Source organism: Acinetobacter sp. GW821-FHT01C12 (assembly GCF_059422625.1).
On sequence record NZ_JBWKXD010000001.1, the window covers coordinates 1,046,083 to 1,070,108 of the forward strand.

The window sequence follows — 24,026 nt, forward strand, 5'->3', positions numbered from 1 at the left end:
CATGTCTCTAGAACTTCATTTTGCAGTGTCTCAATTCCTTTATAAAAAGGCGGAACTGTGTGATCGCTATGATTGGGATGCTTATCTCGAACTCTATGATGAAGACAGCGAATATCATATCCCACAATGGATTGATGACCATCACTACGTTGAAGATCCCAATCAAGGTTTGTCCTATATTTATTACCCCGATCGTTCAGGACTTGAAGATCGTGTGTTCCGTATCCGCACTGGAAAAGCGGCTTCTGCAACGCCTTTACCGCGCACTCAACATAATATTCACAATGTACAAGTAAAGACTCAAGAAGATGGTTTGGTTGAGGCAAAGGTAAGCTGGCGCACGCTTTATAATCGTCAGGGCCTTGAAGGATGCTTTTATGGTCATGCCACTTATTTACTCCGCCCAACTGAAGATAGCTTCCGTATTCGTCGTCAACACAGCGTATTGCTTAATGACAAGATAGATTCGGTTCTCGATTTCTATCACGTCTAAGGAGAAATACAATGAGTCATTCTGTTGCACTCAACTTTGCCGATGGTAGAACATTTTTTATCGTGGTACAGGAAGACGAATTACTGTTGGATGCAGCAGTTCGTCAAGGAATCCACCTTCCGCTCGACTGCCGTGAAGGTGTTTGTGGAACCTGTCAGGGAAAATGTGAAACGGGTATTTATGAACAAGAATATGTCGATGAGGATGCATTAAGCGAACGTGATTTGGCTGAACGTAAAATGCTGGCTTGCCAAACACGGGTTAAGTCTAATGCTGCTTTTTATTTCGATCATAGTTCCGAAATCTGTAATGCGGGTGAAGCTTTAAAAATCACCACAGTGGTTACTGCTGTTGAATTGGTTTCAGAAACTACCGCGATCTTGCATCTCGATGCCAGTAGTTTTGACAAGGAACTGAATTTTTTACCAGGTCAATATGCACGTTTACAAATTCCAGAGACTGACGATTGGCGTTCTTATTCATTTGCCAATCGTCCCAATGCCAACAATCAACTTCAGTTTTTAATTCGTCTGCTTCCAGATGGTGTAATGAGTAATTATCTCAGAGAACATTGTCAGATTGGACAAAGTCTGATGATGGAAGCACCTTTAGGTAGTTTTTACCTACGTGAAGCTGAACGCCCTCTGATCTTTATTGCAGGTGGTACAGGCTTATCGGCTTTTTTAGGTATGCTCGATAATCTTGCCGATCAACCAAATCAACCCTCAGTGCAACTCTATTATGGCGTCAATACAGAAGCCGATCTATGTGAACAAAAGCGTTTGATCGCCTATGCAGAAAAGATCAAAGACTTTAGTTATCATCCGATTATTTCAAGCGCCTCAGAACTATGGCAAGGAAAATCAGGCTATATCCATCAACATCTGGATAAACAACAACTTCAACAACAACGCTTCGACATGTACTTATGTGGCCCGCCACCGATGATCGAAGCCGTCAAATCTTGGCTAGATGAACAGTCTATCGAAGATTGTTCGATTTACAGTGAGAAGTTCTTACAGAGCAATACAGTAAGAACTTAGTTTTAACAACAAAATGCGTGTCATATCTTAAGATATGACACCAACTCACAGCAGGGTTAAGCTCAAAATGATTCAAATCTTATTTGGGCAACAAAACTTATTAAATAGCGAAATCATAGGATGATTTATTGATGGAATTTGGATATTTTTTCTACGTCGTCTGAATATTTCAGTTTTGTGATATCCTGATATTTAAAATAATATGAGGAGTTTTAATATAATTATATTATTCAATAAGTTATATCATTAAAAACAACTAAAAATAAATTGATCATTTTAGTCAGATTTGCTATACATAGAGATAGATCTTAAGGAATAGGATCATATAAAGAGTACAAAGCATGATCAACGCTATCCTTTATTTTTTAAAAATACCATGACGTTTTTATTGATTTGATCACGCCAAACTAGACTAAAAATATGTTGTATTGAGGTATTTTACTTGGTCTATTTTTTGCTTAACTCTTTATATCACTGCCAGCCACTTAAAGTTTTAAGTATTGTTTAGTGCATTTTTAATCAGGTCATCATGTGACATAAAGATTAGCTGTAATAAACAAGCCAGCCAAAAGGAATATTTATGAGTCAGGTCGATCCTACTATGGAATTCAATGGACGTCATTTACAGCAATGCCCCATTTTTTCATCACAAAACTTAGTCTTTCAGCATCAAGACTTAGGCGAAACCTGCAAAAGTGTTGGGCAAATCTTCAAACCACATCTATTAAGAATCGTACAACAACAAAACGATTTTCACTCATCCATGCACCATCTTAAAGCAGGACGATTATCCATCAGTCGTCTTGAATACAGTGCCGATGTCTATATTGAACCTGACCATTTAGAAAAATTTTATCTGATTCAAATCCCAACACAGGGATATGCAGAAATTGAAATGAATCAACAAAAATTTATTTCTTATCCGCAAGTTGCCTCTCTAATTTCCCCCGAACAATCGCTAAAAATGCGCTGGCATGCCAACTCACCACAGCTGATTCTCAAAATTGATAAAGATGACCTTTTACAGCACTGCCGCCAGCATCTTCCAGACGCACAGCAGCACCCTCCTATTTTTGAACCCAAGCTTGATCTTTCTACCCAAGGCGGTGCTTATTTTTTCCAATTGATGCGTACATTGATGGATGCACTTGCTTGTGAACAGCACCCTTTGCATCACCCAATGGCATTTAAGCAATTTGAATCCAGTCTATTTAATGCCCTGATTTACGGCCAAGCCAACAGCTTATTGCATCAAATCGATCAGTACAGAGAAAAAGCCATTTCACCTTATTTTGTCAAACGTACTGAAGCCTATATGCGTGAAAATCTACACGCAAATTTAACTATTGAACAATTGGCTGAACAAGCAGGCGTAAGCGTACGTACCTTGTTTGCTGGATTTAAAAGCTTTTTAAACACCACGCCAATGTCATATTTAAAAGAGTTGCGTTTTGAACAAGCGCATATGGAACTGCTACAAAATGAGCATGTCTCAGTCACAGATGTCGCGTTTAAATGGGGCTTTAGTCATCTTGGGCGTTTTTCTCAGGAATATAAACGTCGTTATGGTGAATTGCCCTCTTGTACACGCCGTAGCGCCCTTGAACAGCAAGATCTTAGGTTTAAGCCATATTCTTAAGCAACCGATGAGATTTAGTTAAAGAGATTTTATTCATTATAAAAAATTAAAAAACCTATTTAGACGTATCTAAATAGGTCAAGTATATCTGTCAGTATGTTGCCATAGCGTTTCAAATCAGAAGTGATGAATATAACGTAATTGCAAACGAGTTCCTTCAGGACGATTTTTTGCATCCTGTTCAAAATAGGCATTTGTCACGATATGATCATGTTTAGAAAAGCTATACATCGCCCCCGGTCCAATCGCCCACACTTGTTCACGTGTGCCTGTTAATTTTTCACCCTCTACTTCCGTGTCGGTCATTTGCTTGAGCCAGTAACCATTGATCCCTAAGCGTAATTGTGGTGTAAGCGCATAGTCGGTTGCAAAATTGGCATGGATCGCTTGCCCTGCCTGAATATCATCTGCAAGACCAAAGCTATAATTTGGATCATCATTTTTAAAATTGTACAAATAGTGCAGACGTGTAGAAATCGTCCACTTTGGATTAAACCAATAGGTTGCTGCCCAGTATGGATCAAACGAGATGGCATTATTGCCCGGATTAATATTTTTATTCTGATCATATTTCCCTGTTGGTAAATTGACCTGAAATTCAAAACGTTGTACGAATTTGGGCCCATCTTTGCCCATGACTGGGTCAAACTGGATGAATGGCCCAATCATCAGATCACCAAAACCCCCTTGGGCTTTAATCGCAGCATTATTTAAACCATCATCCATATCCATTTTGCTGACAAATGGAATCAGCATATTCAATCCCAATGATGCATGTTCACCTACACGCACATCGGACAGATAACTGACTTGTTCAACAATGACTTGATAATTTAAATCGGTCTTGGGTAAAGCTAACCGATGAGCTTGATTGTCTTTTAACTTGTTCGAATCATAATTTTGCAGATACGTTTGAGAATACCACCCCGGCCCTGCCGGCAGTCCACCATCCAGAAAACTGGTCATGCCCAGATTCACTGTCGGCAAGTCATATGCGTGTGCTGCAACCGTTGTTAAGACCACTGTTCCAGCAAGAAAACCTCTTTTGATCACATTATTTTTCATTTTCGATCCCCGAAAAAAATCACGATCAAAATTGATCGTGATTGTTACTGTTAAATACTCAGTTCTGGATGCGCTGCAGCAATACGATACTTGCCCGCATGAAACACCAAAGGCTCACCAATACGATGTTGATAATGTTCAATCTGACCAATAAAAATTAGATGATCCCCCCCTTCATATTGATTTACGTTTTTACATACCAATGTTGCCAATACATCCTCTAGTAACGGTAAACCGCGCTCACACTCACGATGTGCAATGTTGGCAAACTTATCCTCTGAACCACGGGCAAAATGCCCTGAAAGTGAGTGATGTTCTTGTGCCAGCATATGAATCGCAAAATATTCGGCCTCAGTAAAATCCAATAAGCTTGGTGCAGTCTTTGACAAACTCCATAAAATCAGCGGCGGATCGAGTGATAGTGAAGAAAACGAGTTGGCTGTCATCCCAATTTTTCGTCCATCTCGTCCACGGGTTGTAATCACCGTAACCCCTGTAGCGAACTGCCCTAACAGGTTGCGGATTTCTCTTGGATTTTCCGTATCAATCGGTTTTAAATCCAGTTCCTGCGATGTGTTGATATTCATAACATTCACCTTTGACTTTGCTTCCCTGTTAAGCCACTTTTTGACAGCTTTTCGATTCGATAAAACGTTGCGCCTGTTCTGGATCAAACCACCATGGAGCAAAATTGCGTGGATTATCAAAATTATTGGCAATACTCGAAGCAATGGCATGGTTCTGCTCAGCCGCAGCCAAAAGCTCAATCATGTGCGGTTGTGGTGGTAACAATAAACTGTTGGTCCAAGCCACGACTTTTTCGGCATATGCCCAATAACGTTCAAATGTCTGTTGCATCCATTCATCTGTAAATGTTTGATTGTCATGCGCTAAAATGGCATCGAAATAAATTTTGCTACACTTGGCAGCATTGTTTGAACCTTGCCCAGTGATTGGGTCGTTCACCACTAACGCATCGGCCATACCAAAAACTTTACGACCAGATGGCAGGGTTAATATCGGTTTACGCACTCCCGGTGGAAAACGTCCAGACAGATAGCCACCAGCGTCGGTTAATTCAATATTTTCACAACGTGCTGCTTCCCAAGGCACATATTTGTTTAAAATATCTTTACTCATTTGCAAATGCTGTTCTGGTGTTTTCGCATCTTGCCAGCAATCCATCGGCCCACCGGGAATGCCTTCAAACACCATAATTTCACAAGCACCTGTAACTGTAAGCGCAGGAAAACAGAAATATTCACCCACTTCTGGAATCACGTTAAAAGTCACACGAGAATACGGCGACATTTGCTTCATACCTGTTACATAGGTCAAAGCAAGCGCGCGTTGTGGCTTATCAAAGCAACTACGCGCTTCATCACGCTCAAACTGTTTAACCACTTCCCCCTTACCTGCGGCTAGTAAGACTAGCTCATATTCAGCAGTGAGCTGTTCCAGTTCATCTATCCCAACATCTTGAATAATCAACTGACCACCACGACGCTCAAACATTTCCATCCAGTACGGCATCTTGACGCGCTGATCTACCGATTGTGCATAACGCTCCAATCGCGCACTCCATGCAAAGGCAGGCTGTTTTGTTTCTGGGTTGACCAGTGTAAATCCAATCCCTTCAACCGCTGGACATTGCTCTTCCCAAAAATTAAGTCCAACATCACGCTCTGTTTGCAAGGCCGTGTGAAACATACACTGACTCGACATGACCTTGCCCTGACGAATTTCATCACCAGTACGGTTGGTGACAATCGTCACCTCATAACCTGTGTCTAATAATCCTAAACCGAGCTGCAATCCAGATTGACCCGCTCCTACTATAGCGATACGACGCATCATGGTTCTCCCATATTTTTTAATTCATTGAGTGTTTTAAATGTTTGATTTGCTATCACGCTTCATCGGCTAAACGTGGAATAGCTGGTTGATTCCCTTCAGGCCCCATGACGGAGTAACCACCATCGACGGCATAGTCTGCGCCTGTCACAAAACTTGCGGCTGGCGAGAGTAAAAACAGCACCACATTGGCCACCTCTTCGGGATGACCTAGACGTCCCAGCAAGTGATAGTCAGCTGCTACGGCATCAGCTTTACTTCGGTTATTGCCACTGACGTCGGCTATCACCCGTGACCATGTCCAACCAGGTGATACTGAATTAACTCGTACCCCATCTGCTGCAAAATCCATTGCCATGGACTGGGTGAGTTGTCGCATCGCTGCTTTTGAAACGGGATAAAGCCAACGTCCTGTTTGTGCAAATTTGGCGGAGATCGAGGTAAAATTGACAATCGCACCATGCTTGGTTTTTAAATCCTCATAAAACGCACGGGTCAATTCGACTGCCGAAAGCAGATTAATATTCAATGCTTGTAACCAGTCTTCACGTGAGGATTTAAAGCCATCATCCAGATAGGTACAGGCCAGATTGACCAAATAATCAACTTTGCCAAAGCTGTCGTGAATTGTTTTCACTGCGTTTACAATCGCCACATCACTGCTTAAATCAGTTTGAATAAATTGCGCCTGTCCGTGCATGGCATCTGCCACTTGCTGTCCTTGTTGGTCAATATCCAGAATAATGACTTTTGCACCTGCATCGACCAATGCTTGAACTACGGCCTGACCAATCAGGGTTGCGCCGCCACTGACCACAGCGATTTTCTGATTCAATTGAATATCCATATTCCACTCCTGATAGTTAAAACGATTTGCCTTCGCTGCTTGACCAACACGGCATGAGGGTATTGGATGGCAAATCTTCATCCAGTAGTTTTTGAGCAGTTTCTACACCAGCAACAGGTAATCCTTTAGGATTGAGTAATCCAATTTGAACCAGAACGGATGCCTGATCCCAGTAGATATGTTCATGGCAGAGTTTTGGGCCACGGAACTGGATCACACCCAGCATAGGAATCTCAACATACTTTCCTGTTGGCGCGACACCCGGCAGTAACCAGTCAATTTCACTGTCATGGGTAAAACTCATAATGAATTCATCCACCACCTGTGTTGAACCAACAGTGCGTGAGATCGACGTGATCTTCATATCTTTAGGATTTTGATGAACGAAGTGATATTGATAGAAGCGGGCAAGTTGGCTATATCCCACACCACCTGTCAATGTTGGAATATGATTGACATAGGGTTGCGCGACCATGGTTGCCATAGTGGCAGGTACATCGCGTGTATCAAATTCATAACGGATATGCGCTTCCCAAAGTGCAACCAAATCATAAACTGGTCCGATACTTTGATGCAGTGCGGTAATACTGCGTTCATGAGCAAAACGTGCGGAGGGTTTGTGATAATGTTCGCTGTTTGGTCGGGCAAAGGCATGATCTACACCCTCATAGACATAAGCCTGAACATTGCTATATTGGGCGGCAGCATCCAGAATCTTTTGGCGTGCCTCTGGCGGTGTAAACTTGTCTAATTCAGCAATATGTAAAACTACTCGCCCTTTGGCATTTTCAAGTTCATCGAGTGTCTTCTCGATTCCTACCCCGTAATAACCCACAGCACAGGCCACTTCAGGAATACGACAACCTGCCAGATACGCCAGTTTTCCACCCAGACAATATCCCACGACACCTAAGCCTGCACTGGCATCGCAACTCTCTAAAGTTTTGAGAAAATTCAAGCTATCTTGAATATCTTCGACACCTTGATCTTCATCATAGTGTTGATAAAGCTCGAAGGCTTTTTGAAAATCTTGCTCGGTATAACCCAGTTCAATGTGAGGTGCAGTCCGCCAGAATAAATCTGGTACCAATACGGTATAACCTTCCTCAGCCAAGAAATCAGCCTTGATACGCATTGCTGCATTCACACCAAAAATTTCCTGACACAGTACAATTCCAGGCCCTTTTCCGCCCTCTGCAATTGCCAAATACCCAGCAAATGACTTCCCTGTTTGTGTTTTTACTTCAATATATTGACCTGACATTTCATCCACTCCAGACCTAACCGTTAGCGTTATCATGTCTGTGAAAGGTATTTAAGGTCTGTCCAAAATCTGCGAGGATTATCCAATCAGTGCGGAATACTGTGAAAGATGAAAATTCATTGCATAAAATTTATTTTTAGAAATTGTTAGATCTTTCATAGATCAAAAATGAGCATATTGAGCGAATCATTTTGATATTGAAATTGCCTTTGGGCTGAGGCGAGGATGAGAGGGCTTTGGTATGTTGAATTATAGTTTTAATAAGGACTTATGATAGAAGCCGATTGCCACTTTTTATAAATATGTTGGCACCGACTATTCTGAACAACACTATCTTAAACAAGATTTTGCTCACCACATCAGTAAGCCATAGTTAAATAAGTAAACCTGCAATTTTGCAAAAGTTCTCAATAGAACTCATTATTAAAACCATCTCACTTAGCAATACATTGCAACAATACCCTGTTGTTCAGTAAGCTATGTCTAACGCTACATGTAATGCACGCTTCTGTGTTATTCGTCCCAACTTCTATAAAGCTGATTCTACTAAGCTGAGTGAATCTATTAGACATGGTTTCTGATTTATTAAATTCTAATATGCACCTTACATTTTCTGACAACAATCAAGTTCGTGTTGTAACGACTTTCTCTGAACTTGTAAATACGACATTTCAAGGCGAGATAAATGCTATTTGTTGGAACAGAGATTTGCTGGGTGATTTTAAAGAAATTGTGTCTAAACTTGAGTTAAAAGAAAATATTACCGAAGTTTCCACTGCAGATCTTTTAGCACTACAACTTTCAGAAAAAGGCATTTTGGCAAGAGATGTCATCTTAAGGGATATACAGCTTCTAACTGATTTCGGTGCATCACCTTCACTGAATTTACTTAAACATTATGAACGGGATCAAGATCTGGATTTCATTTCTACAGATGTATATTCGTATCATGTTGATCGTTCGCCCATTGAAACAGATACTTTTTTATGTACCTATCATGGCGCTGCCAGTGACATCATCTCCAATGATCAAGTGGAACAAAAGATTTTGATCCCAGAAATCAGGGAACAGCTTAAAGCATTACATGACGGTCCTGAAGCAGAATTTGAAAGCTTTCTGCAAGAGTATTTTTTTGATCTGCATTACCAGCCGAAATCCAACTCAGAACCTTTAAATTTAGGCTCAGGACAGCTTTGGCGCTTAGCGGTAGATCATCCAACACAACAGGTTTTACCTTGCGTTCATCGAGCGCCCGTTGAAAAGGATGGCGAATATAGATTGTTGTTAATTTGTTAGAACATGCCCCAATATACCTAATAAATAGAGAAAAACTGCCTCTTGAGATGACAAGTCTAAAAAGAATGATTAAAGCATGCGCTTGTAAATAATACTGTGTAATTCCATTTTAAAATAATCAACGACTCGTACTTTAAGCAAGAGACTAAAGTGGTTTATTAAAGCTTTCCCATTTTGGAAAGAATCAGGTTAAAAGCGCGAATATATTCACAGATTATATTTTTACTCGATTCTTGGTTTCACTTGGATTCTCTCCAAATTCTTCACGATATTCATGCGAAAAACGACCCAAGTGATTAAATCCCCAATCAAAAGCTAATTTTGAAATGGAAATATTTTTATCCATAGAGGTACTTAAGGTCTTATAAACTTGTTGTAAACGATATCTACGTAAAAAAATCAAAGGACTTGTTCCATAATACTGTTGAAATTCAGCATATAATTTAGACTTTGATACGCCAGCTAATCTTAGCAGATCTTCTGCACGAATCTCTTCATGGGCGTACTTCTGAATATAGTCACACACCTTACGTAAGTATTCTGGCGCTTGTTGATCAGATAAGGATCTTAACAAGCTTGAATAATTATTTTCTTGCGAGAGTAATAAAGCTTTAATCAGGAAATTTTCATAATCCTCTGACCAAAGTTGTAAGCCCTGCATACTTTTGTATTGAGATCGCAGCAACAAAAAATGATCAATATTTTGCCACCACATCCCGATACCCTGATCAATCTTCAAACTCATTTCAGGATTGAAAACCACGGGCTCTTCAACAGATTGACGTAGTAATTCGCCTAACACCTTCTGCATACTTTTTTCAGGAATAACCACTTGATATTTTTTACAATCTTTATCAATCGCTAAATCTTGTAAATCTGCATTAGATAAAATTAAGCCTTTATCCGCACTGGAAATATAATTGGTGCCATTGATTGCTAAAGTCTGCTTACCTTGAATCGGCAAGCTAATACTATATGCCCTTAAATTAGACGTGTTAATGAGTACATTTGCACCATAGCTGATCTTACCGATCGCCATACGCTTGTGGGGTAATCGAATCCCTTCATAATGAAAATCTAATACATTTCGACCGCATGTATCTAAGTGATGCTCCCCACATATTGAGGACATTAAACTGTGTGCAAATTCTGCCTGACGGGAATAGTGATTTAGATCCATCTCTTGGCTTAGTGATAACATATTCTTTTCACCTAGCTAACGCTCAATACTTGTTAAGGGGCAAATTACGTGCCAATTCCTTTACTTAAAATATTAAGCTCTGTTTATCCATAAACAATGTAGAAAATCAATTTTGTATCACTCTTTATAACAAATTTAATTGAGAACTTATATACTATTTGGGTATGCAAGTATTCCCCCAATAAGTACCCTTGCAAAAGTTCTCCAGCGTTTAAAAGTCTGACTACAACGTAAAAATTATTTTCTTTAACATGCTATTAGAAATCTAGAAACCAGATAATTTCAAACATAACAAATAATTATGGATATTATTGGATCTAATAAATCATAACTTATAGCAATATTTGAGAAGATCCAGCATTATTTCCAATATTGCTTTATTTATAATTTATCGTCGAATATAAAAAACATAATAATCAAAATATTTTTAAATAATTGGCTATTATCCTTAATAAGGAAGTCTAAATAAATGGAGATCAGGAGTTATATTACAACAATCATCATAAATGCCAAATGGTATCTGTTAACAGTTTGACTTCCTCTATATCATGAGTCACATATAACATAGGAATTTTAATCTCACTCTTTATTTGTTGAAAGAATGGAATAATTTCAGCTTTATGCTCTGCATCCAATGCAGATAAAGGTTCATCTAATAGCAGAATATTCGGCGAATATAAAATCGCACGCCCCAATGCCACGCGTTGTTTTTCGCCTCCAGAGAGGTGTATTGGCATCCGATCAAGCAGATGGCTCAGCTTTAATAATTCAATGATATAGTCTAACTCAAACTGACGTCGCTCAACATCAATTCGGTTATATCCAAACTTTAAATTCCCCATAACATTTTTATGTGGGAATAATTGGGCATCTTGAAAGACTAAACCGACACGGCGTTTTTGAGTGGGGACATTGATTTTTGTTTCATGATCAAACCAAGTATCTTGGTTCACTTTGATCCAGCCTTGTTGTGGCGTACGTAAGCCAGCTATCGCATTTAAAATGCTGGTTTTACCTGAACCAGAATGTCCAAATAATCCCACCACACTTTCATCAGATTTAAATTGCTGATTTAAATTAAATTTATCAAATTTCAAGATTATTTTAAAATCAAAATGCATTACGTTAACTCTGTTTTTTCTTTTGATAGCGGTGAAACCACTGTGCAAACCATAATGCCAAAAATGCCACAGTCAATGAAATCATAATCAGACGTTGCAATGCATGATTCATATCAGGCTGTTGCATCAAACTATACATCGCAAGCGGTAGAGTTCTGGTTTCACCCTCAACATTGCCCACAAAGGTAATAGTTGCGCCAAACTCTCCTAAACTACGACAGAAACATAAAATTGCACCAATTAAAATACCGCTACTCGCTAAAGGCAAGGTCACATGCATAAAAGTTGAAAATGCAGATGCGCCCAAAGTTTTTGCAGCCATTTCTAGCTTTTGATCAACAAGCTCAATCGCCAGACGAATCGATTGGACCAATAATGGAAATCCCATCACTGCCGAAGCCAAGACTGCACCTTTCCAATTAAATGCAAAATCTAGGCCGAACTCCGTTAAATATTTCCCTAAGAAGCCACGATTACCAAAAACTTGTAAAAGTAAAAAACCTGGCACAACTGGCGGTAACACCAAAGGTAAAAAAATCAATGTTTCAAATAAGGATTTTCCGAAAAAATCTTTACGTGCCAAAATCCAGCCAACGATAATGGCTGGAATCAAGCTAAAAATCAGACAAAAACCAGCAACTTTACAAGAGCGTTTTAAGACTTCAATTTCTGCTGGTGACAGTACATCAAACATAACCGATTTCTAATTGAGAACGCTAAAGCCATATTTCTTAAATATGGTTTTAGCTTCATTACTTTGTAAATATTGATAAAATTTAACAGTTTCAGGAGTAGCTTTTACCATACCCATAGGATAAACAATCGGTGTATGCGTGTTTAACGGAAACTCAGCGATAACCTTAACGTCTGGGCTAATTGCAGCATCAGTTAAATAAACAATTCCCACATTACATTCACCACGTGCCACAAAATTCAGTGCAACGCGAACATCTTCAGCTTGCACTAAACGCGGCTGAATTTTTTCCCACCACTGCAATGATGTTAAAGCTTGCTTCGCATACTTTCCAACAGGAACACTTTTGGTATCGCCTGTACAAAGCTTGCCTTTAAATGCAGTAGTTGGGTCAAATGATGGGGTCATTTTGAATTGTATGTTTTGATTTTTCGGGCTAATCAATACCAAACGATTACCAAGTAGATTCTTTCTATTTTTAGGATCAATCAATTTTTTATCTTGTAAATAATTCATCCACTGCTCATCGGCAGAGATAAACAAATTGGCTGGTGCCCCTGCTTCAATCTGTTTTGCCAGTGTCGATGAACCAGCATAAGATGTTTTAATTTTTAGATTATTTTTCTTTTCATATTTTTGATCTAGTTCTGCTAGAACATTGGTTAAACTGGCTGCGGCGTAGACTGTGATTGTATCTTCTGCATAAGTATGGCCCATGGCAAGCAAACTTAAACTAAATAAAAATTTTTTCATCGACATCTTCCTTTAAATAACAAAAAATTGATCGCTAAGCATTACTGACTATAAAGGACGAAACCATCACCCCGACAAAAGCTTGCCAATGTGAGACCTGAAGCTTGTGCCATCTCTATTGCCATACTGGTAGGCGCTGAAATTGTTGCAAGTAATGCGATATTTAATACAACACATTTTCTAATCAGTTCATAACTTGCTCGACTGGTCATCACCACAAATCCTTTTGACAAATCAAAGTTCTCTGCTGAGATATGACCCAGTAATTTATCTAGCGCATTATGTCGCCCAACATCTTCAAAAATAGCATGAATGTTCCCCTGCACAACCCAAGCAGCAGCATGCGCTCCACCAGTCACAGCGGTAATCTTTTGCTGGTTTTTTAATTGTTTGATTGCGTTAGGAATTTCTCTTAACCATTCTGATTGAATTGTAGAACTAATTTTTGGTAATGAAAATTGAAGTTGTTGAAGACTTTCTATACCACATAAACCACATCCTGTTCTACCAATCAGCATTCTGCGATGTTGTTTTAATGCCATAAAAGCTTTTGATGAAATTTTCATCTCAACCTGTATACCAAAATTGTTGTGAATAATATCAAGCGAGTAAAGTTCTTTTAAACTTGCAATTATTCCTTCAGAAAGGCTAAATCCTTTTGCGAATTCAGCGATATCCGTTGGTGTAGCCATCATCACCGCATGAGATATACCGTTATAAACCAATGCAATCGGATATTCTTGAACAACCTGATCAAACTGAACATCTGTTTTATCTTGATCAAAGCGTGTAATTTGAACTGACGCATAACCTGAAAATTGTGATTCCAACTTGAGCTTTCCTTACCATTCAGGATAGCAACCATAGGTTACTATCCAATTTCACGTATCCTGCAATAAACCAGTAAATACTTAAGTTTCAACCTTTTTTTCTGCATTCTCAGGATCAACTTCAGTAAATAAATTGAAGTGCTCAGGTGCATCGCCAGCATGTAAAATAACAGGAACACTTTTTGAAGCTGGAATCTTGGCATATTGATCATGACTTGAAAGCGCAACCAGTGGATTGGTTTCAGGATAATAAGCGGCCAGACTTCCTGATGGAATATTATAGGGAACGATTCGGAAACTTTTCACGACTCTTTTTACCCCATCAGAGAATACACTTTCAATATCAACCCATTGATCAGCGACAAAACCAGCTTCATCAATATCTTGTTGATTTATAAATAATACACGGCGCTGGCCAAACACACCTCTATAGCGGTCATCTAGGCCGTATAAAGTGGTATTGTACTGATCATGCGAACGAATCGTCATTAAAGTGTAGACTTTACTCTTTGTATACTGGGCAGAAAATTGATTTTCTTGATCGTTATAGGCTTGGCTTAATGGCGTAATCAGGAATTGTGCTTTACCCGCGGGGGTATTCCAAACTTTAACATTGGCAGGATGAATCAGATGGAAACCACCCGGTTGATAGGCTCGTCCATTGAAATCTTTAAATTCCTCAAAAACCTCTTCAATAGAATCACGAATACGATCATAGTCCTCAACATACCAACGCCATTTAATTTTAGAGTCAGGTAACGTCGCTTCAGCCATTCGTGCAACAATATCAGGTTCAGAAAGCAAGTTCTTTGATGCAGGTTCATTCCGTCCAGCGGACAAATGAACATTACTCATTGAATCTTCAACTGAGATCGCCTGATTCCCTTTCAGTTGCTTATCCAGTTCGGTACGACCCAAACATGGAAGAACCAAGGCGTCTTTACCACACACGAGATGGCTACGATTGAGTTTTGTTGCGATATTTACCACCAGTGAGCAGCGTTTTAGCGCTTCTTGAGTATATGGGGTGTCAGGAGTCGCAACTGCAAAATTCCCGCCTAAAGCAATAAAGACTTTAACAGCGCCCTCATACATGGCTTTAATCGTTTCTACCACACCATAGCCATGTTTGCGTGGCGATTTAATATTAAAAACACGATCAATATCATCCAGCATTTTTGCACTTGGTAATTCATTGATCCCCATGGTCCGATCACCCTGCACATTACTGTGCCCACGAACTGGACATAGGCCTGCTCCAGGACGACCAATCTGCCCTTTCGCCAAAAGTAAATTAGCCAACATATGAACATTTGCAGTGCCATGTCTATGTTGTGTTATGCCCATTCCCCAACAAAAAATTGAACGCTCAGACTCGCAAAACATTTTAGCAATTGATTCTAAGTTTTCCGAAGAGAGGCCTGAATACTGATAAATATCACGCCATTCTGTTCGGTCAACTTCTTTTAACATTTCATCAAAACCAACGGTATTCTCAGCAATATACTGCCGATCAAATACCCCCGTTTTACCTGCGAGTATTGCCTGTTTATCCCATTCATGAAGATGCTTCATCATCCCCAACAAAAGCGCATAATCTCCACCAATTTTCGGCTGAAAATAAAAGCGACTAATGGGCGTACTGCCATTCGTCATCATCTCAATTGCTGCTTGAGGATCCTGAAAACGCTCTAACCCACGTTCTTTGATTGGATTAATCGCAATAATATTTCCACCTCTACGCGATACTTCACGTAAAGTTCCGAGCATTCGAGGATGGTTGGTACCAGGATTATGCCCAAAGCTAAATACAGTATCCGCTTGATCAAAATCATCTAAAGTAACAGTACCCTTGCCAAGCCCAATTGAATCCTTCAAACCAATACTAGTGGTTTCATGACACATATTTGAACAATCAGGGAAGTTATTTGTTCCATAACTTCTGACAAATAACTGGTACAAGAAAGCCGCTTCATTGCTTGCCCGACCAGATGTATAAAATGCTGCCTGATCTGGATGATCCAAAGCTTGAAGATGTTGAGCGATAAGCTTAAATGCATCATCCCAAGAAATTGGGACATACTTATCTGTAGCCGCGTCATAACGTATTGGATCTGTGAGTCGCCCCAAATCTTCGAGGTAAAAATCGTTTTGCTCAGCTAACCAACTTACCGTATGATACGCAAAAAATTCTGGAGTAACTCGTTTACTGGTTGCTTCGAATGCAACAGCTTTTGCACCATTTTCACAAAAGTTAAATGCGTGCGTATCTTTTTTCTCAGGCCATGCGCAACCAGGACAGTCAAAACCTGTCGGCTGGTTAATATTCATTAATGTAATTGAGCCTTTGGCAAAGACTTCTTGCCTTTTTAAATTTCTAGCAACACTCAACAAAGCGCCCCAACCCCCAGCTGGGTGCGTATAGGGTTCGATACGCGCGAAATTGGTATTCTCCTGAATATGGCGTTCTTGACCTTCTGTTTCAGGTTTATTTTTTTCTAAATCGTTCATTTGAGTGCCCTCTTTAATGGCTTATCTGATTAAAAAAATCAGCTCAAGAAAAAATTCATTTACTTTACATGGTAACTTTTCATAATAATCATTCATCATTCTTATAACTTAAGCTGCTTAATTTACAACGACTTAATGAGAATGTGAATTCAAATGAAGATGTTTATGCGAAACATCTTCATCTTTCCGGATACAACAGCCAGCAACATATTCACTGGAACCATCTGAGTAAAACTCTTCTTTCCATACTGGAACTTCATGTTTTACACGTTCAACAGCCTCTTCACACGCCATAAAAGCTTCTCTTCGATGCGGCGCATAAGCCACTGCGATGATTGCTTTGCCTCCGATATCTAGAGCGCCAATTCTATGAATAACCTGAATATATGATACTGCATATTTGTTTTGTATTTCTTGCTCAATTACACGAATCATTTTTTCAGCAATGGGCTTATAAGCAGTATATTTTAATGCCTTAACACTGCGACCTTCATGGTGATTTCGAACCGTTCCAATAAAAATTCCAATACCACCACATTCAGGAAAATCATCAATGGTTTTAAAATCATCTAAACTCAGATCCGTTTCCTTAATCCGAGATCTATCTGTCATGTTAGCCTCCTGCTACAGGGGATAATAAAACCAATGTACAATGGTTTGTTAATCGATGTCGACGGGGAATAATTTCTTCACCAATCGCACATGCACACTTCTCTAAAAGACTAGCGCAATCAGGATATTGATCAGAAATTTGCTGCAAAATTTCTGAGACCATACTATTTTCAACACAAGAAAAATTTAAATCTTTAGGTAACAGTCTTTCAATTGCACCATAAGTTTCAATCTTAATTTGAATCTCTGCCATTTAACACCTTTACTTAAGCATAGCGCCACAATGAGTATTTAGGGTGAACTAAATTGAATTTGAACGACTGAATATGTGTAATTCTTCACGGTATAGTCTTAACTCCTGTTCTGAATTAATGCTATGAAAACTTATAGGGTTTTCATATTTAACGACCTTTGGATTCAAATCATCAAAGCATTTTCGAATACTTAATTGTTCATTAGCCAAATGCTTTTCGAACGTAGCTAAGCTGTCTCTTTTCAACAAACAAAAGGGGTAAAGGTTTTGTTCGTTTATAGAGATAAATACAGCTTGAGAATTTTCTGCCTCCAATAAAGCTTGATGCATTTTTGATAAGACATCTGTAGGGATAAAAGTAATATCGCAGGGAATAAACAGAATATAATCTGTAGTTACATGTGTCCATGCACTTTTCATTCCCATTAATGGCCCTAAAAATCCCGCCTGATCATCTGAAAAACAGGCTATTTCAGCGATGATCTCCTGATAAACAATACAGTCCTGATGACTATTTACCCAAATTTTCGCAACCTCATCACAAAATTGATGATAGATTTTAAGCAGTTGCATTTCATGATCAAACTGCTGCAAAAGTTTGTTTTTACCTTGCATCCGTCTAGCTTGACCACCAGCTAAAATGACTAAGTCAGTATTTGGATATTGAGACATTTTTATTGTTACCCAAGCGTATTAGACTCAAAATACTAAAGACGAATGAACTCAATGAATTTGGGGCAATTTTCAGCATTGTTAAACACTGGAATTCGACCAATGACATTCGCTTCACTTAAATTACTTAGCATATGCGATTGCTGTTTTTTGAGTTTTGAAACACTAAGTTGCCCTTGCTCATCAACATTCAGTTTCATACGCAACAGTTGTTCCCGACTATCACCTTTTACAGCCTCACTTAAGCTCGCCTTCTCCCATTCTGGTTTGGCTTCTTTTAAACCTTGCATTGCTTTAAGCAAAGTGGACACGTGGATTTCTAAACAAATAAATACTGCTGCTGGATTGCCCGGCAATCCTAATAAATAGGAAGACTTGTTTGGTTTTTTATATTCAGCAAAATAAATCGGTTTGCCTGGTTTCTGAGCAACTTGCCAAAAAATTTCATTTGCCCCTAATCCAAGAGAAACAGGACGAATCAAATCATAATCTCCAACTGAAACCCCACCAGTCGTGATAACTAAATCGTAATGATCTAAGGCATTTGCTAAAGCCTTTTTCAAGACAATTTCGTCATCAATCACATGTTCTAAATGGATCGAGTAAAAACCTCTTTCCTTCAACCATGTCAATACCATTGGTGAATTTGCATCAAAAACCTGAGCGCTATTATCAAGACTTTTGCTGACTTCATCGCCTGTAATCAGTACAGCAATACGAGGGCGGTTAAAAACACTGACCTCTTTTACCCCTGCCATACTTAGTGATGCAACTAAGCCACTTTTTAGGTATTGGCCCTGCTTTGCCAATATTGTCCCTATAGATAATTCTTCGCCTTGATAACGAATATCTGTCCCTTTTTTAAGCGCTTGATTTAAGCTGATTCGGCTATCTTCTTTAGATACTATTTCTTGTCTGGCAACCGTATCAGCCGACTCTGGTAATTTACCACCTGTAAAAATCCGAACACATTGTCCAGACTTGATCTGGATATATTCTTCAATACCTGCGCGTATTTCTCCAACCAATTCAAACACGGTAATACCAGCAAGAATATCTTCACTTTTTAAGGCATAGCCATCTACTGCACTCTGAGTAAATAGAGGTAATGCAATCTCAGACAGAACATCATGTGCCAGATAATGTTGATGTGCTTCTACCAGTGGCAGAGTCTGAACCGCTCGCGGTTCAACTGTAGAATAAGCTGCCAATGCTTGATCTAAACCTATTAATCCTTGACCAGAACAACTCATTCATAACCTCCTGGGTGTGGTAAGTCTCGACATACATCAAAGATATGCACCAAGGCTGGTAAAATCGCTGCCATAGATTCAGATGCGCCACCACGGCTTCCTGGTAAAGTAATGACCAGTGATCGGTCAATAAAACCAGCAACACCACGAGACATTGCAGCATAAGGTGTCCGTCTTTGACCAAAAGCACGAGCTGCTTCCATTAGGCCATTCAGCTCTCTTTCCAATAATGGTTCTATCGTATCGACAGTAATATCGCGCTTACCTATGCCTGTCCCACCCACCGTAATGATGCATCCATAAGATTGCACCAATTCTGAAATCAATTGTTTTAGTTGCAAAGGCTCATCAGCGATGATTTGATAGTGAATTGGATCAAACCCAGCCTCAGTTAAGGTTTCAACCACAGAACGTCCCGCAGTATCAGGTTTTTTGCCAGAAGCAACACTATCTGATAACACAATGACCGCAGCTGATACTGCTTGTCGAAGATGGCGTTTAAAGTGCGACTTCCCGCCCTTTTTCAATTCAAGCTTGCAATGACCAATCATCAGCTCATCTGGTTCACAATGCGGTTTCAACATGTCATAAATCGTGAGCGCAGCCAGACTTGCGGCAGTTAAAGCCTCCATTTCCACACCAGTTGGTGCAATCGTTTCTACGGTTGCCGTAATCTTGACGCGATCTGCTAGTATTTCAAAATCGACATCAGCTCGATAAATAGGTAAAGGATGACAAAGCGGAATAAGCTCATCGGTACGTTTGGCTGCAAGAATCCCCGCAATTCGTGCTGTTTTTAGTGCATCGCCTTTTTCAGTATTGCCCTCTGCTAATAATTGTAAACAATGCGGAGGCGCGAATAACTCTGAACTTGCTGTAGCAATACGATAACTCTCAGGCTTCATGCCTACATTTTTCATAAAAAATCCTGTCAATTTAAATAATATACAGCTTCACAATAAGCGATTCATTTCAAATAAAATAAGCATATACAATTCTATCTCTATGTATAAAATCAACCTCCAATAGAATGCATACTAATCTTACGAATGGGTGCAGCTTGGTAAGCAATATAGCCTGCTTTTTTTTGCCAAACGGCTTCCAGAATTGTTGCTATCAATTGTTTTCCCTGAGCTTTAGCCAATAAATGTCGAACAGAAATACCTGTATTGGCAAACAAACATGTAAATAACTCACCTGTCGCGGTTAAACGCAAACGATCACAACTTTGGCAAAAAGGCTTACTGATGGTGGAAATAATACCCAGTTTAAAACCTTGATTGAGTGTATATATTGTGGCTGGGTCATTATTTCGCTCTAATTTATCGATGCGAAAATGTGGCGAAAGTATATTGATAATGTCATCCTCAACCACGACTTTCTCACGCTTCCAATGCTCAGGTTGATCCAATGGCATGTATTCAATAAATCGTAGTTCAAAGTCATTTTGATAAGCCCACTCAGTTAATGACAATATTTCCTGATGATTCTCTCCATAGACCAAAACACAGTTGAGTTTAATTGGGATATTTGCAGCTTTTGCCGCCTCAATTCCTTTTAATACGGGTGTTAAGGGTTTTTGAGTCATTTTAAAAAAAGTGTCTGGATCAATACTGTCTAAACTTATATTTAGATCATCAAGCCCAGCTTGTTTTAGCTCAACTGCATATTTTTCTAAATAATAAGCATTCGTCGTCATTGAGACACGCTGTAAACCTAATGGTCTTAACTGATTGAGCGTATAAATAAAATTCACGAGCCCTTTTCGCATCAACGGCTCGCCACCCGTTAAGCGAATTTGAGTGACGCCAAGCTTAATCATCACTTCGCAAAATCTATAAAGTTCTTCAAAACTTAAAATATCCTGTTTAGCTAACCAGCTCGGATGATCAGGCATACAATAACTGCATTTAAAATTACATCGATCAGTCAACGAAATTCTTAGTTTTCTTTTGTGTCTTTGAAACTGGTCAACTAATTTCGATTCAGGTAAATGTGCTGATAAAATAGATTCAAACTGGCTTTTTGTTTCAGAGCTTATGCTTACAGAGCTTTGTTTTGATACCTTCATCATTTTATTTCTCAGCACTTAAAAACAGTTTTGCTTCATTAAAGTTGTGTGGCAAAAATAGATAAACCAGTAATAACACCTAAACTAGGTACCCTACACCTTGCTCATTCAAGGCCTAATCAACCTTTCTTATTGAACTTTGTTGTAAAACCAGTTCGTATGGCCTTGTTCAGCAATATCATTCACAGATCAACAAACCCGTATCTAAAACCTATCATACAAGCCATTCATCTTCTACTGCCAAGCCTTGATAAATCGATGAAATCTCTCAACCTACTTTGCCCCAAAACATGATCGTATACACAAACCAAAGGCAAATATGAAAGAAACCAAACCTATTTTGATACAGCATCTCAATATTGATTAATATTCAGGTCATTGTTTTTATCACATTTTTTATTAATTCCAACTCCTAATCACCTCGAATATGTCTATCCTTTTAAATGTTATTTCCAGTCTGCTCTGCCTTAGGCCCAACTTAGCGAATAAAGCTGAAAGGCAAAAATATCAGGAAATCGCTCCACAAGTGATTCGGTTAAACAGAACATTCGATTTTCTTTTTGTTGCTAATTTCCGCACTCATCTTCGGATTCCTTTTTGTGAATCAGCCTCAATTTGTTAAGATGGCGACCGAGAGAAACCAATTTGTTTCCTCACACATTGTTGACTCAATTTTGGCACGAACAAAAGTACTCTAAAGCTATGCTTTTTCCTTTGCTTAGGTCAGATTTGCACAGAAGTTGTTAGAATTGGTTAGATTGCCAAACTTTCAAAATAAACTTATTTATTATTTAAATTTAGAGATTTAACATACATGAATAGCATGGAAACAATGGCTGACTTTTCCTCCCACACACCACTATGATGCATCAGTATTTCATATTTGATATTTAATAAATTTTTAAAAAATTATTTAAAAAGGTATACATAAAGGTACACTTAAGAAAAATTCATAATTTGTGAATTTAAATTTTCAGTTCGACTGAAGCGGTGTCCGTATAACAAGTGTCTCATATTGTCCAACCAACCCATACAAAGCAATATTTTTCAATACCTTAAAACAATAACAGTCTAACCACGTCTTATCTAGTCTAACCATTTCTAGTACTCTAAAAGGGGTAGGTTGTGGGGATGCCAAAGAAAGCTAAAGAGCTATCTGCTCTAAGTGTAGCAAAAATCAAAGAGACTGGTCGACATGCTGTCGGCGGTGTCGATGGCTTATTCCTGAATATCAAAGGAAATTCCCGTGTCTGGATTCTACGTGCCGTTGTAGGAAAGCGCTTAGACAAGGATGGAAACTTAATACCTCATCGCCGTGACATTGGTCTTGGCCCCTACCCAGAGGTGTCTTTGAGTGAAGCCCGTTCAAAGGCTACTGAATTAAGATTGCAAATACGGAGTGGCATTGATCCTATTGCACATAAACTAGAACAACTTGAAAAGCTTCGCATCCAGCAGCTACGTAACAAAACATTCCGTGAATGTGCCAAAGTCGTTATCGCCAATAAAACACGTGAACTCAAAAATGAAAAACATATCGGGCAATGGTCATCAACATTAGAATCCTACATTTACCCAACGCTGGGTGATCTCACTATTAGTAGCATTACCAAAGTTGATATTGCTGAAGCTCTTAAGCCTATCTGGGTTGAGAAAAATGAAACCGCCAGACGTATTCGTGGCCGCATAGAAACCATTTTTGATTATGCCAAGGCTATAGGATATTTTGAGGGTGACAATCCTGCTGAATGGAAAGGTAATCTTGAACCGATACTAGGTAATTTAAAACAAGTAACACGCCCTCATCCCTCTCTACCTTATGAACAAGTCGCAGAATTTGTTCAGCACCTACGCCAGAAAGATGGTATTTCTCCAAAAGCTTTAGAATTTGCAATTTTGACAGCATGTCGTTCTGGTGAAATCTTTGGTTCAACATGGCAAGAAATAGATTTTGAATCCAAAGTTTGGATCATCCCCAAAGAACGGATGATAGCTGAGAAGGAACATCGCGCTCCTTTATCCCAAGAAGCCCTCTCATTGCTTGAATCCATTAAGCTATATACCCAGCCTCAGGATTTTATCTTCCCTGCACCTCGTGGCGGTGGCATGCTTTCTGATATGTCACTAACAGCTTTGATTAAACGAGTGCATGAACAAAAACTCTAAGAAAATGGCTTAGGCTATATTGACCCGAAGCGAGGTATTGCAACAAAATATGACAAGCTAAAGAGAAATTATCAGAGTGCGGTAGCTTTAGCTTGTATATTTATATGGTTGCCTTTATAGAGCAAAATATACGCTACAAATGTCAACAGACCCTAATCAAGTGTTTAATTAAAGTCAATAAATGCTCTAAATCATGATCAATGAGTAAGCGTGGAACGTGAATAATCATGGAAAGCAGTTCTAGAGTACTAGACTCTAGAACATTTTTAAATAAGATATTGATCTAAAATGGAAAACTTCAAGCATTAAGCATTAAGCATTAAGCATTAAGCATTAAGCATTAAGCATTAAGCATTAAGCATTAAGCATTAAGCATTAAGCATTAAGT

Annotated in this window: 21 protein-coding genes and 2 pseudogenes; 6 read left to right on the forward strand and 17 right to left on the reverse strand. The window is 39.1% G+C overall.

Annotated features, from left to right (window positions below):
* The first annotated feature begins 1 nt into the window (after position 1).
* The 3 genes from antB to AC07WY_RS04995 all read left to right on the forward strand — a co-directional run bounded on the left by antB (position 2) and on the right by AC07WY_RS04995 (position 3,175).
* Positions 2 to 493, forward strand: coding sequence for an anthranilate 1,2-dioxygenase small subunit (gene antB, locus AC07WY_RS04985; RefSeq protein ID WP_004721618.1), 492 nt, complete (start codon positions 2 to 4; stop codon positions 491 to 493).
* Positions 494 to 504: 11 nt separating this feature from the next.
* A complete protein-coding gene (gene antC, locus AC07WY_RS04990) occupies positions 505 to 1,536 on the forward strand; it encodes an anthranilate 1,2-dioxygenase electron transfer component AntC (protein ID WP_494735838.1) in 1,032 nt (343 codons plus the stop codon).
* A gap of 580 nt (positions 1,537 to 2,116) precedes the next feature.
* Positions 2,117 to 3,175 (forward strand): AraC family transcriptional regulator, encoded by a 1,059-nt coding sequence (locus AC07WY_RS04995; RefSeq protein ID WP_494735839.1) that lies wholly within the window; start codon positions 2,117 to 2,119, stop codon positions 3,173 to 3,175.
* Between the two features lie 117 nt (positions 3,176 to 3,292).
* On the opposite strand, the gene AC07WY_RS05000 is transcribed toward AC07WY_RS04995, so the two are convergent.
* From AC07WY_RS05000 to AC07WY_RS05020, 5 genes are read right to left on the reverse strand one after another with little or no spacing between them, the layout of a single operon-like run.
* Positions 3,293 to 4,240 (reverse strand): SphA family protein, encoded by a 948-nt coding sequence (locus tag AC07WY_RS05000; RefSeq protein WP_494735840.1) that lies wholly within the window; start codon positions 4,238 to 4,240, stop codon positions 3,293 to 3,295.
* Between the two features lie 50 nt (positions 4,241 to 4,290).
* Positions 4,291 to 4,827: a flavin reductase family protein gene (locus AC07WY_RS05005; RefSeq protein WP_004721623.1), complete on the reverse strand. Its 537-nt coding sequence runs from the start codon at positions 4,825 to 4,827 to the stop codon at positions 4,291 to 4,293.
* Between the two features lie 28 nt (positions 4,828 to 4,855).
* Positions 4,856 to 6,094, reverse strand: a complete 1,239-nt coding sequence (locus AC07WY_RS05010) for a styrene monooxygenase/indole monooxygenase family protein (RefSeq protein ID WP_056515442.1) — start codon at positions 6,092 to 6,094, stop codon at positions 4,856 to 4,858.
* Between the two features lie 55 nt (positions 6,095 to 6,149).
* The gene (locus tag AC07WY_RS05015) at positions 6,150 to 6,941 is read right to left on the reverse strand and encodes an SDR family oxidoreductase (protein WP_105714284.1); all 792 of its coding nucleotides are present in this window, start codon (positions 6,939 to 6,941) and stop codon (positions 6,150 to 6,152) included.
* A 16-nt stretch (positions 6,942 to 6,957) separates the two neighbouring features.
* On the reverse strand, positions 6,958 to 8,205 hold the full coding sequence (locus AC07WY_RS05020; RefSeq protein ID WP_494735841.1) for a dienelactone hydrolase family protein: 1,248 nt from the start codon (positions 8,203 to 8,205) through the stop codon (positions 6,958 to 6,960).
* A 597-nt stretch (positions 8,206 to 8,802) separates the two neighbouring features.
* Here AC07WY_RS05020 and AC07WY_RS05025 point away from each other — a divergent pair.
* A complete protein-coding gene (locus AC07WY_RS05025) occupies positions 8,803 to 9,501 on the forward strand; it encodes a DUF1826 domain-containing protein (protein ID WP_494735928.1) in 699 nt (232 codons plus the stop codon).
* 214 nt (positions 9,502 to 9,715) lie between these two features.
* Here the strand turns inward: AC07WY_RS05025 and AC07WY_RS05030 are convergent, their stop codons facing one another.
* The 12 genes from AC07WY_RS05030 to moaA form a co-directional block, all read right to left on the reverse strand.
* Positions 9,716 to 10,702: an AraC family transcriptional regulator gene (locus AC07WY_RS05030; RefSeq protein WP_494735842.1), complete on the reverse strand. Its 987-nt coding sequence runs from the start codon at positions 10,700 to 10,702 to the stop codon at positions 9,716 to 9,718.
* A gap of 500 nt (positions 10,703 to 11,202) precedes the next feature.
* Positions 11,203 to 11,823, reverse strand: a complete 621-nt coding sequence (locus tag AC07WY_RS05035) for a molybdenum ABC transporter ATP-binding protein (protein WP_494735843.1) — start codon at positions 11,821 to 11,823, stop codon at positions 11,203 to 11,205.
* A 4-nt stretch (positions 11,824 to 11,827) separates the two neighbouring features.
* Positions 11,828 to 12,517 (reverse strand): molybdate ABC transporter permease subunit, encoded by a 690-nt coding sequence (gene modB, locus AC07WY_RS05040; protein ID WP_494735844.1) that lies wholly within the window; start codon positions 12,515 to 12,517, stop codon positions 11,828 to 11,830.
* 9 nt (positions 12,518 to 12,526) lie between these two features.
* Positions 12,527 to 13,270, reverse strand: coding sequence for a molybdate ABC transporter substrate-binding protein (gene modA / locus AC07WY_RS05045; protein WP_494735845.1), 744 nt, complete (start codon positions 13,268 to 13,270; stop codon positions 12,527 to 12,529).
* 41 nt (positions 13,271 to 13,311) lie between these two features.
* Entirely contained in the window at positions 13,312 to 14,100 is a 789-nt protein-coding gene (fdhD, locus tag AC07WY_RS05050) for a formate dehydrogenase accessory sulfurtransferase FdhD (protein WP_494735846.1), read from the reverse strand.
* Positions 14,101 to 14,181: 81 nt separating this feature from the next.
* A complete protein-coding gene (locus AC07WY_RS05055) occupies positions 14,182 to 16,611 on the reverse strand; it encodes an FdhF/YdeP family oxidoreductase (protein ID WP_494735847.1) in 2,430 nt (809 codons plus the stop codon).
* 132 nt (positions 16,612 to 16,743) lie between these two features.
* Entirely contained in the window at positions 16,744 to 17,223 is a 480-nt protein-coding gene (locus tag AC07WY_RS05060) for a molybdenum cofactor biosynthesis protein MoaE (protein ID WP_494735848.1), read from the reverse strand.
* A 1-nt stretch (position 17,224) separates the two neighbouring features.
* Positions 17,225 to 17,476 carry a MoaD/ThiS family protein gene (locus AC07WY_RS05065; RefSeq protein WP_004820361.1) on the reverse strand — a complete coding sequence of 84 codons (252 nt, stop codon included), beginning with the start codon at positions 17,474 to 17,476 and terminating at the stop codon, positions 17,225 to 17,227.
* A gap of 48 nt (positions 17,477 to 17,524) precedes the next feature.
* Positions 17,525 to 18,148, reverse strand: coding sequence for a molybdenum cofactor guanylyltransferase (gene mobA / locus AC07WY_RS05070; RefSeq protein ID WP_494735849.1), 624 nt, complete (start codon positions 18,146 to 18,148; stop codon positions 17,525 to 17,527).
* A gap of 35 nt (positions 18,149 to 18,183) precedes the next feature.
* Entirely contained in the window at positions 18,184 to 19,401 is a 1,218-nt protein-coding gene (locus AC07WY_RS05075; RefSeq protein ID WP_494735850.1) for a molybdopterin molybdotransferase MoeA, read from the reverse strand.
* A complete protein-coding gene (moaCB, locus tag AC07WY_RS05080; RefSeq protein WP_004820356.1) occupies positions 19,398 to 20,321 on the reverse strand; it encodes a bifunctional molybdenum cofactor biosynthesis protein MoaC/MoaB in 924 nt (307 codons plus the stop codon). The genes AC07WY_RS05075 and moaCB overlap by 4 nt, the downstream gene beginning before the upstream one ends.
* A 95-nt stretch (positions 20,322 to 20,416) precedes the next feature.
* Positions 20,417 to 21,475: a GTP 3',8-cyclase MoaA gene (moaA, locus tag AC07WY_RS05085; protein WP_494735851.1), complete on the reverse strand. Its 1,059-nt coding sequence runs from the start codon at positions 21,473 to 21,475 to the stop codon at positions 20,417 to 20,419.
* Positions 21,476 to 22,603: 1,128 nt separating this feature from the next.
* On the opposite strand from moaA, the pseudogene AC07WY_RS05090 reads away from it, so the two are divergent.
* Together AC07WY_RS05090 and AC07WY_RS05095 are read left to right on the forward strand one after the other, a co-directional pair.
* Positions 22,604 to 23,635, forward strand: a pseudogene (locus AC07WY_RS05090) (tyrosine-type recombinase/integrase); the annotation flags it as partial.
* 33 nt (positions 23,636 to 23,668) lie between these two features.
* A pseudogene (locus AC07WY_RS05095) lies at positions 23,669 to 23,758 on the forward strand (IS5/IS1182 family transposase); the annotation flags it as partial.
* Positions 23,759 to 24,026: the final 268 nt, after the last annotated feature.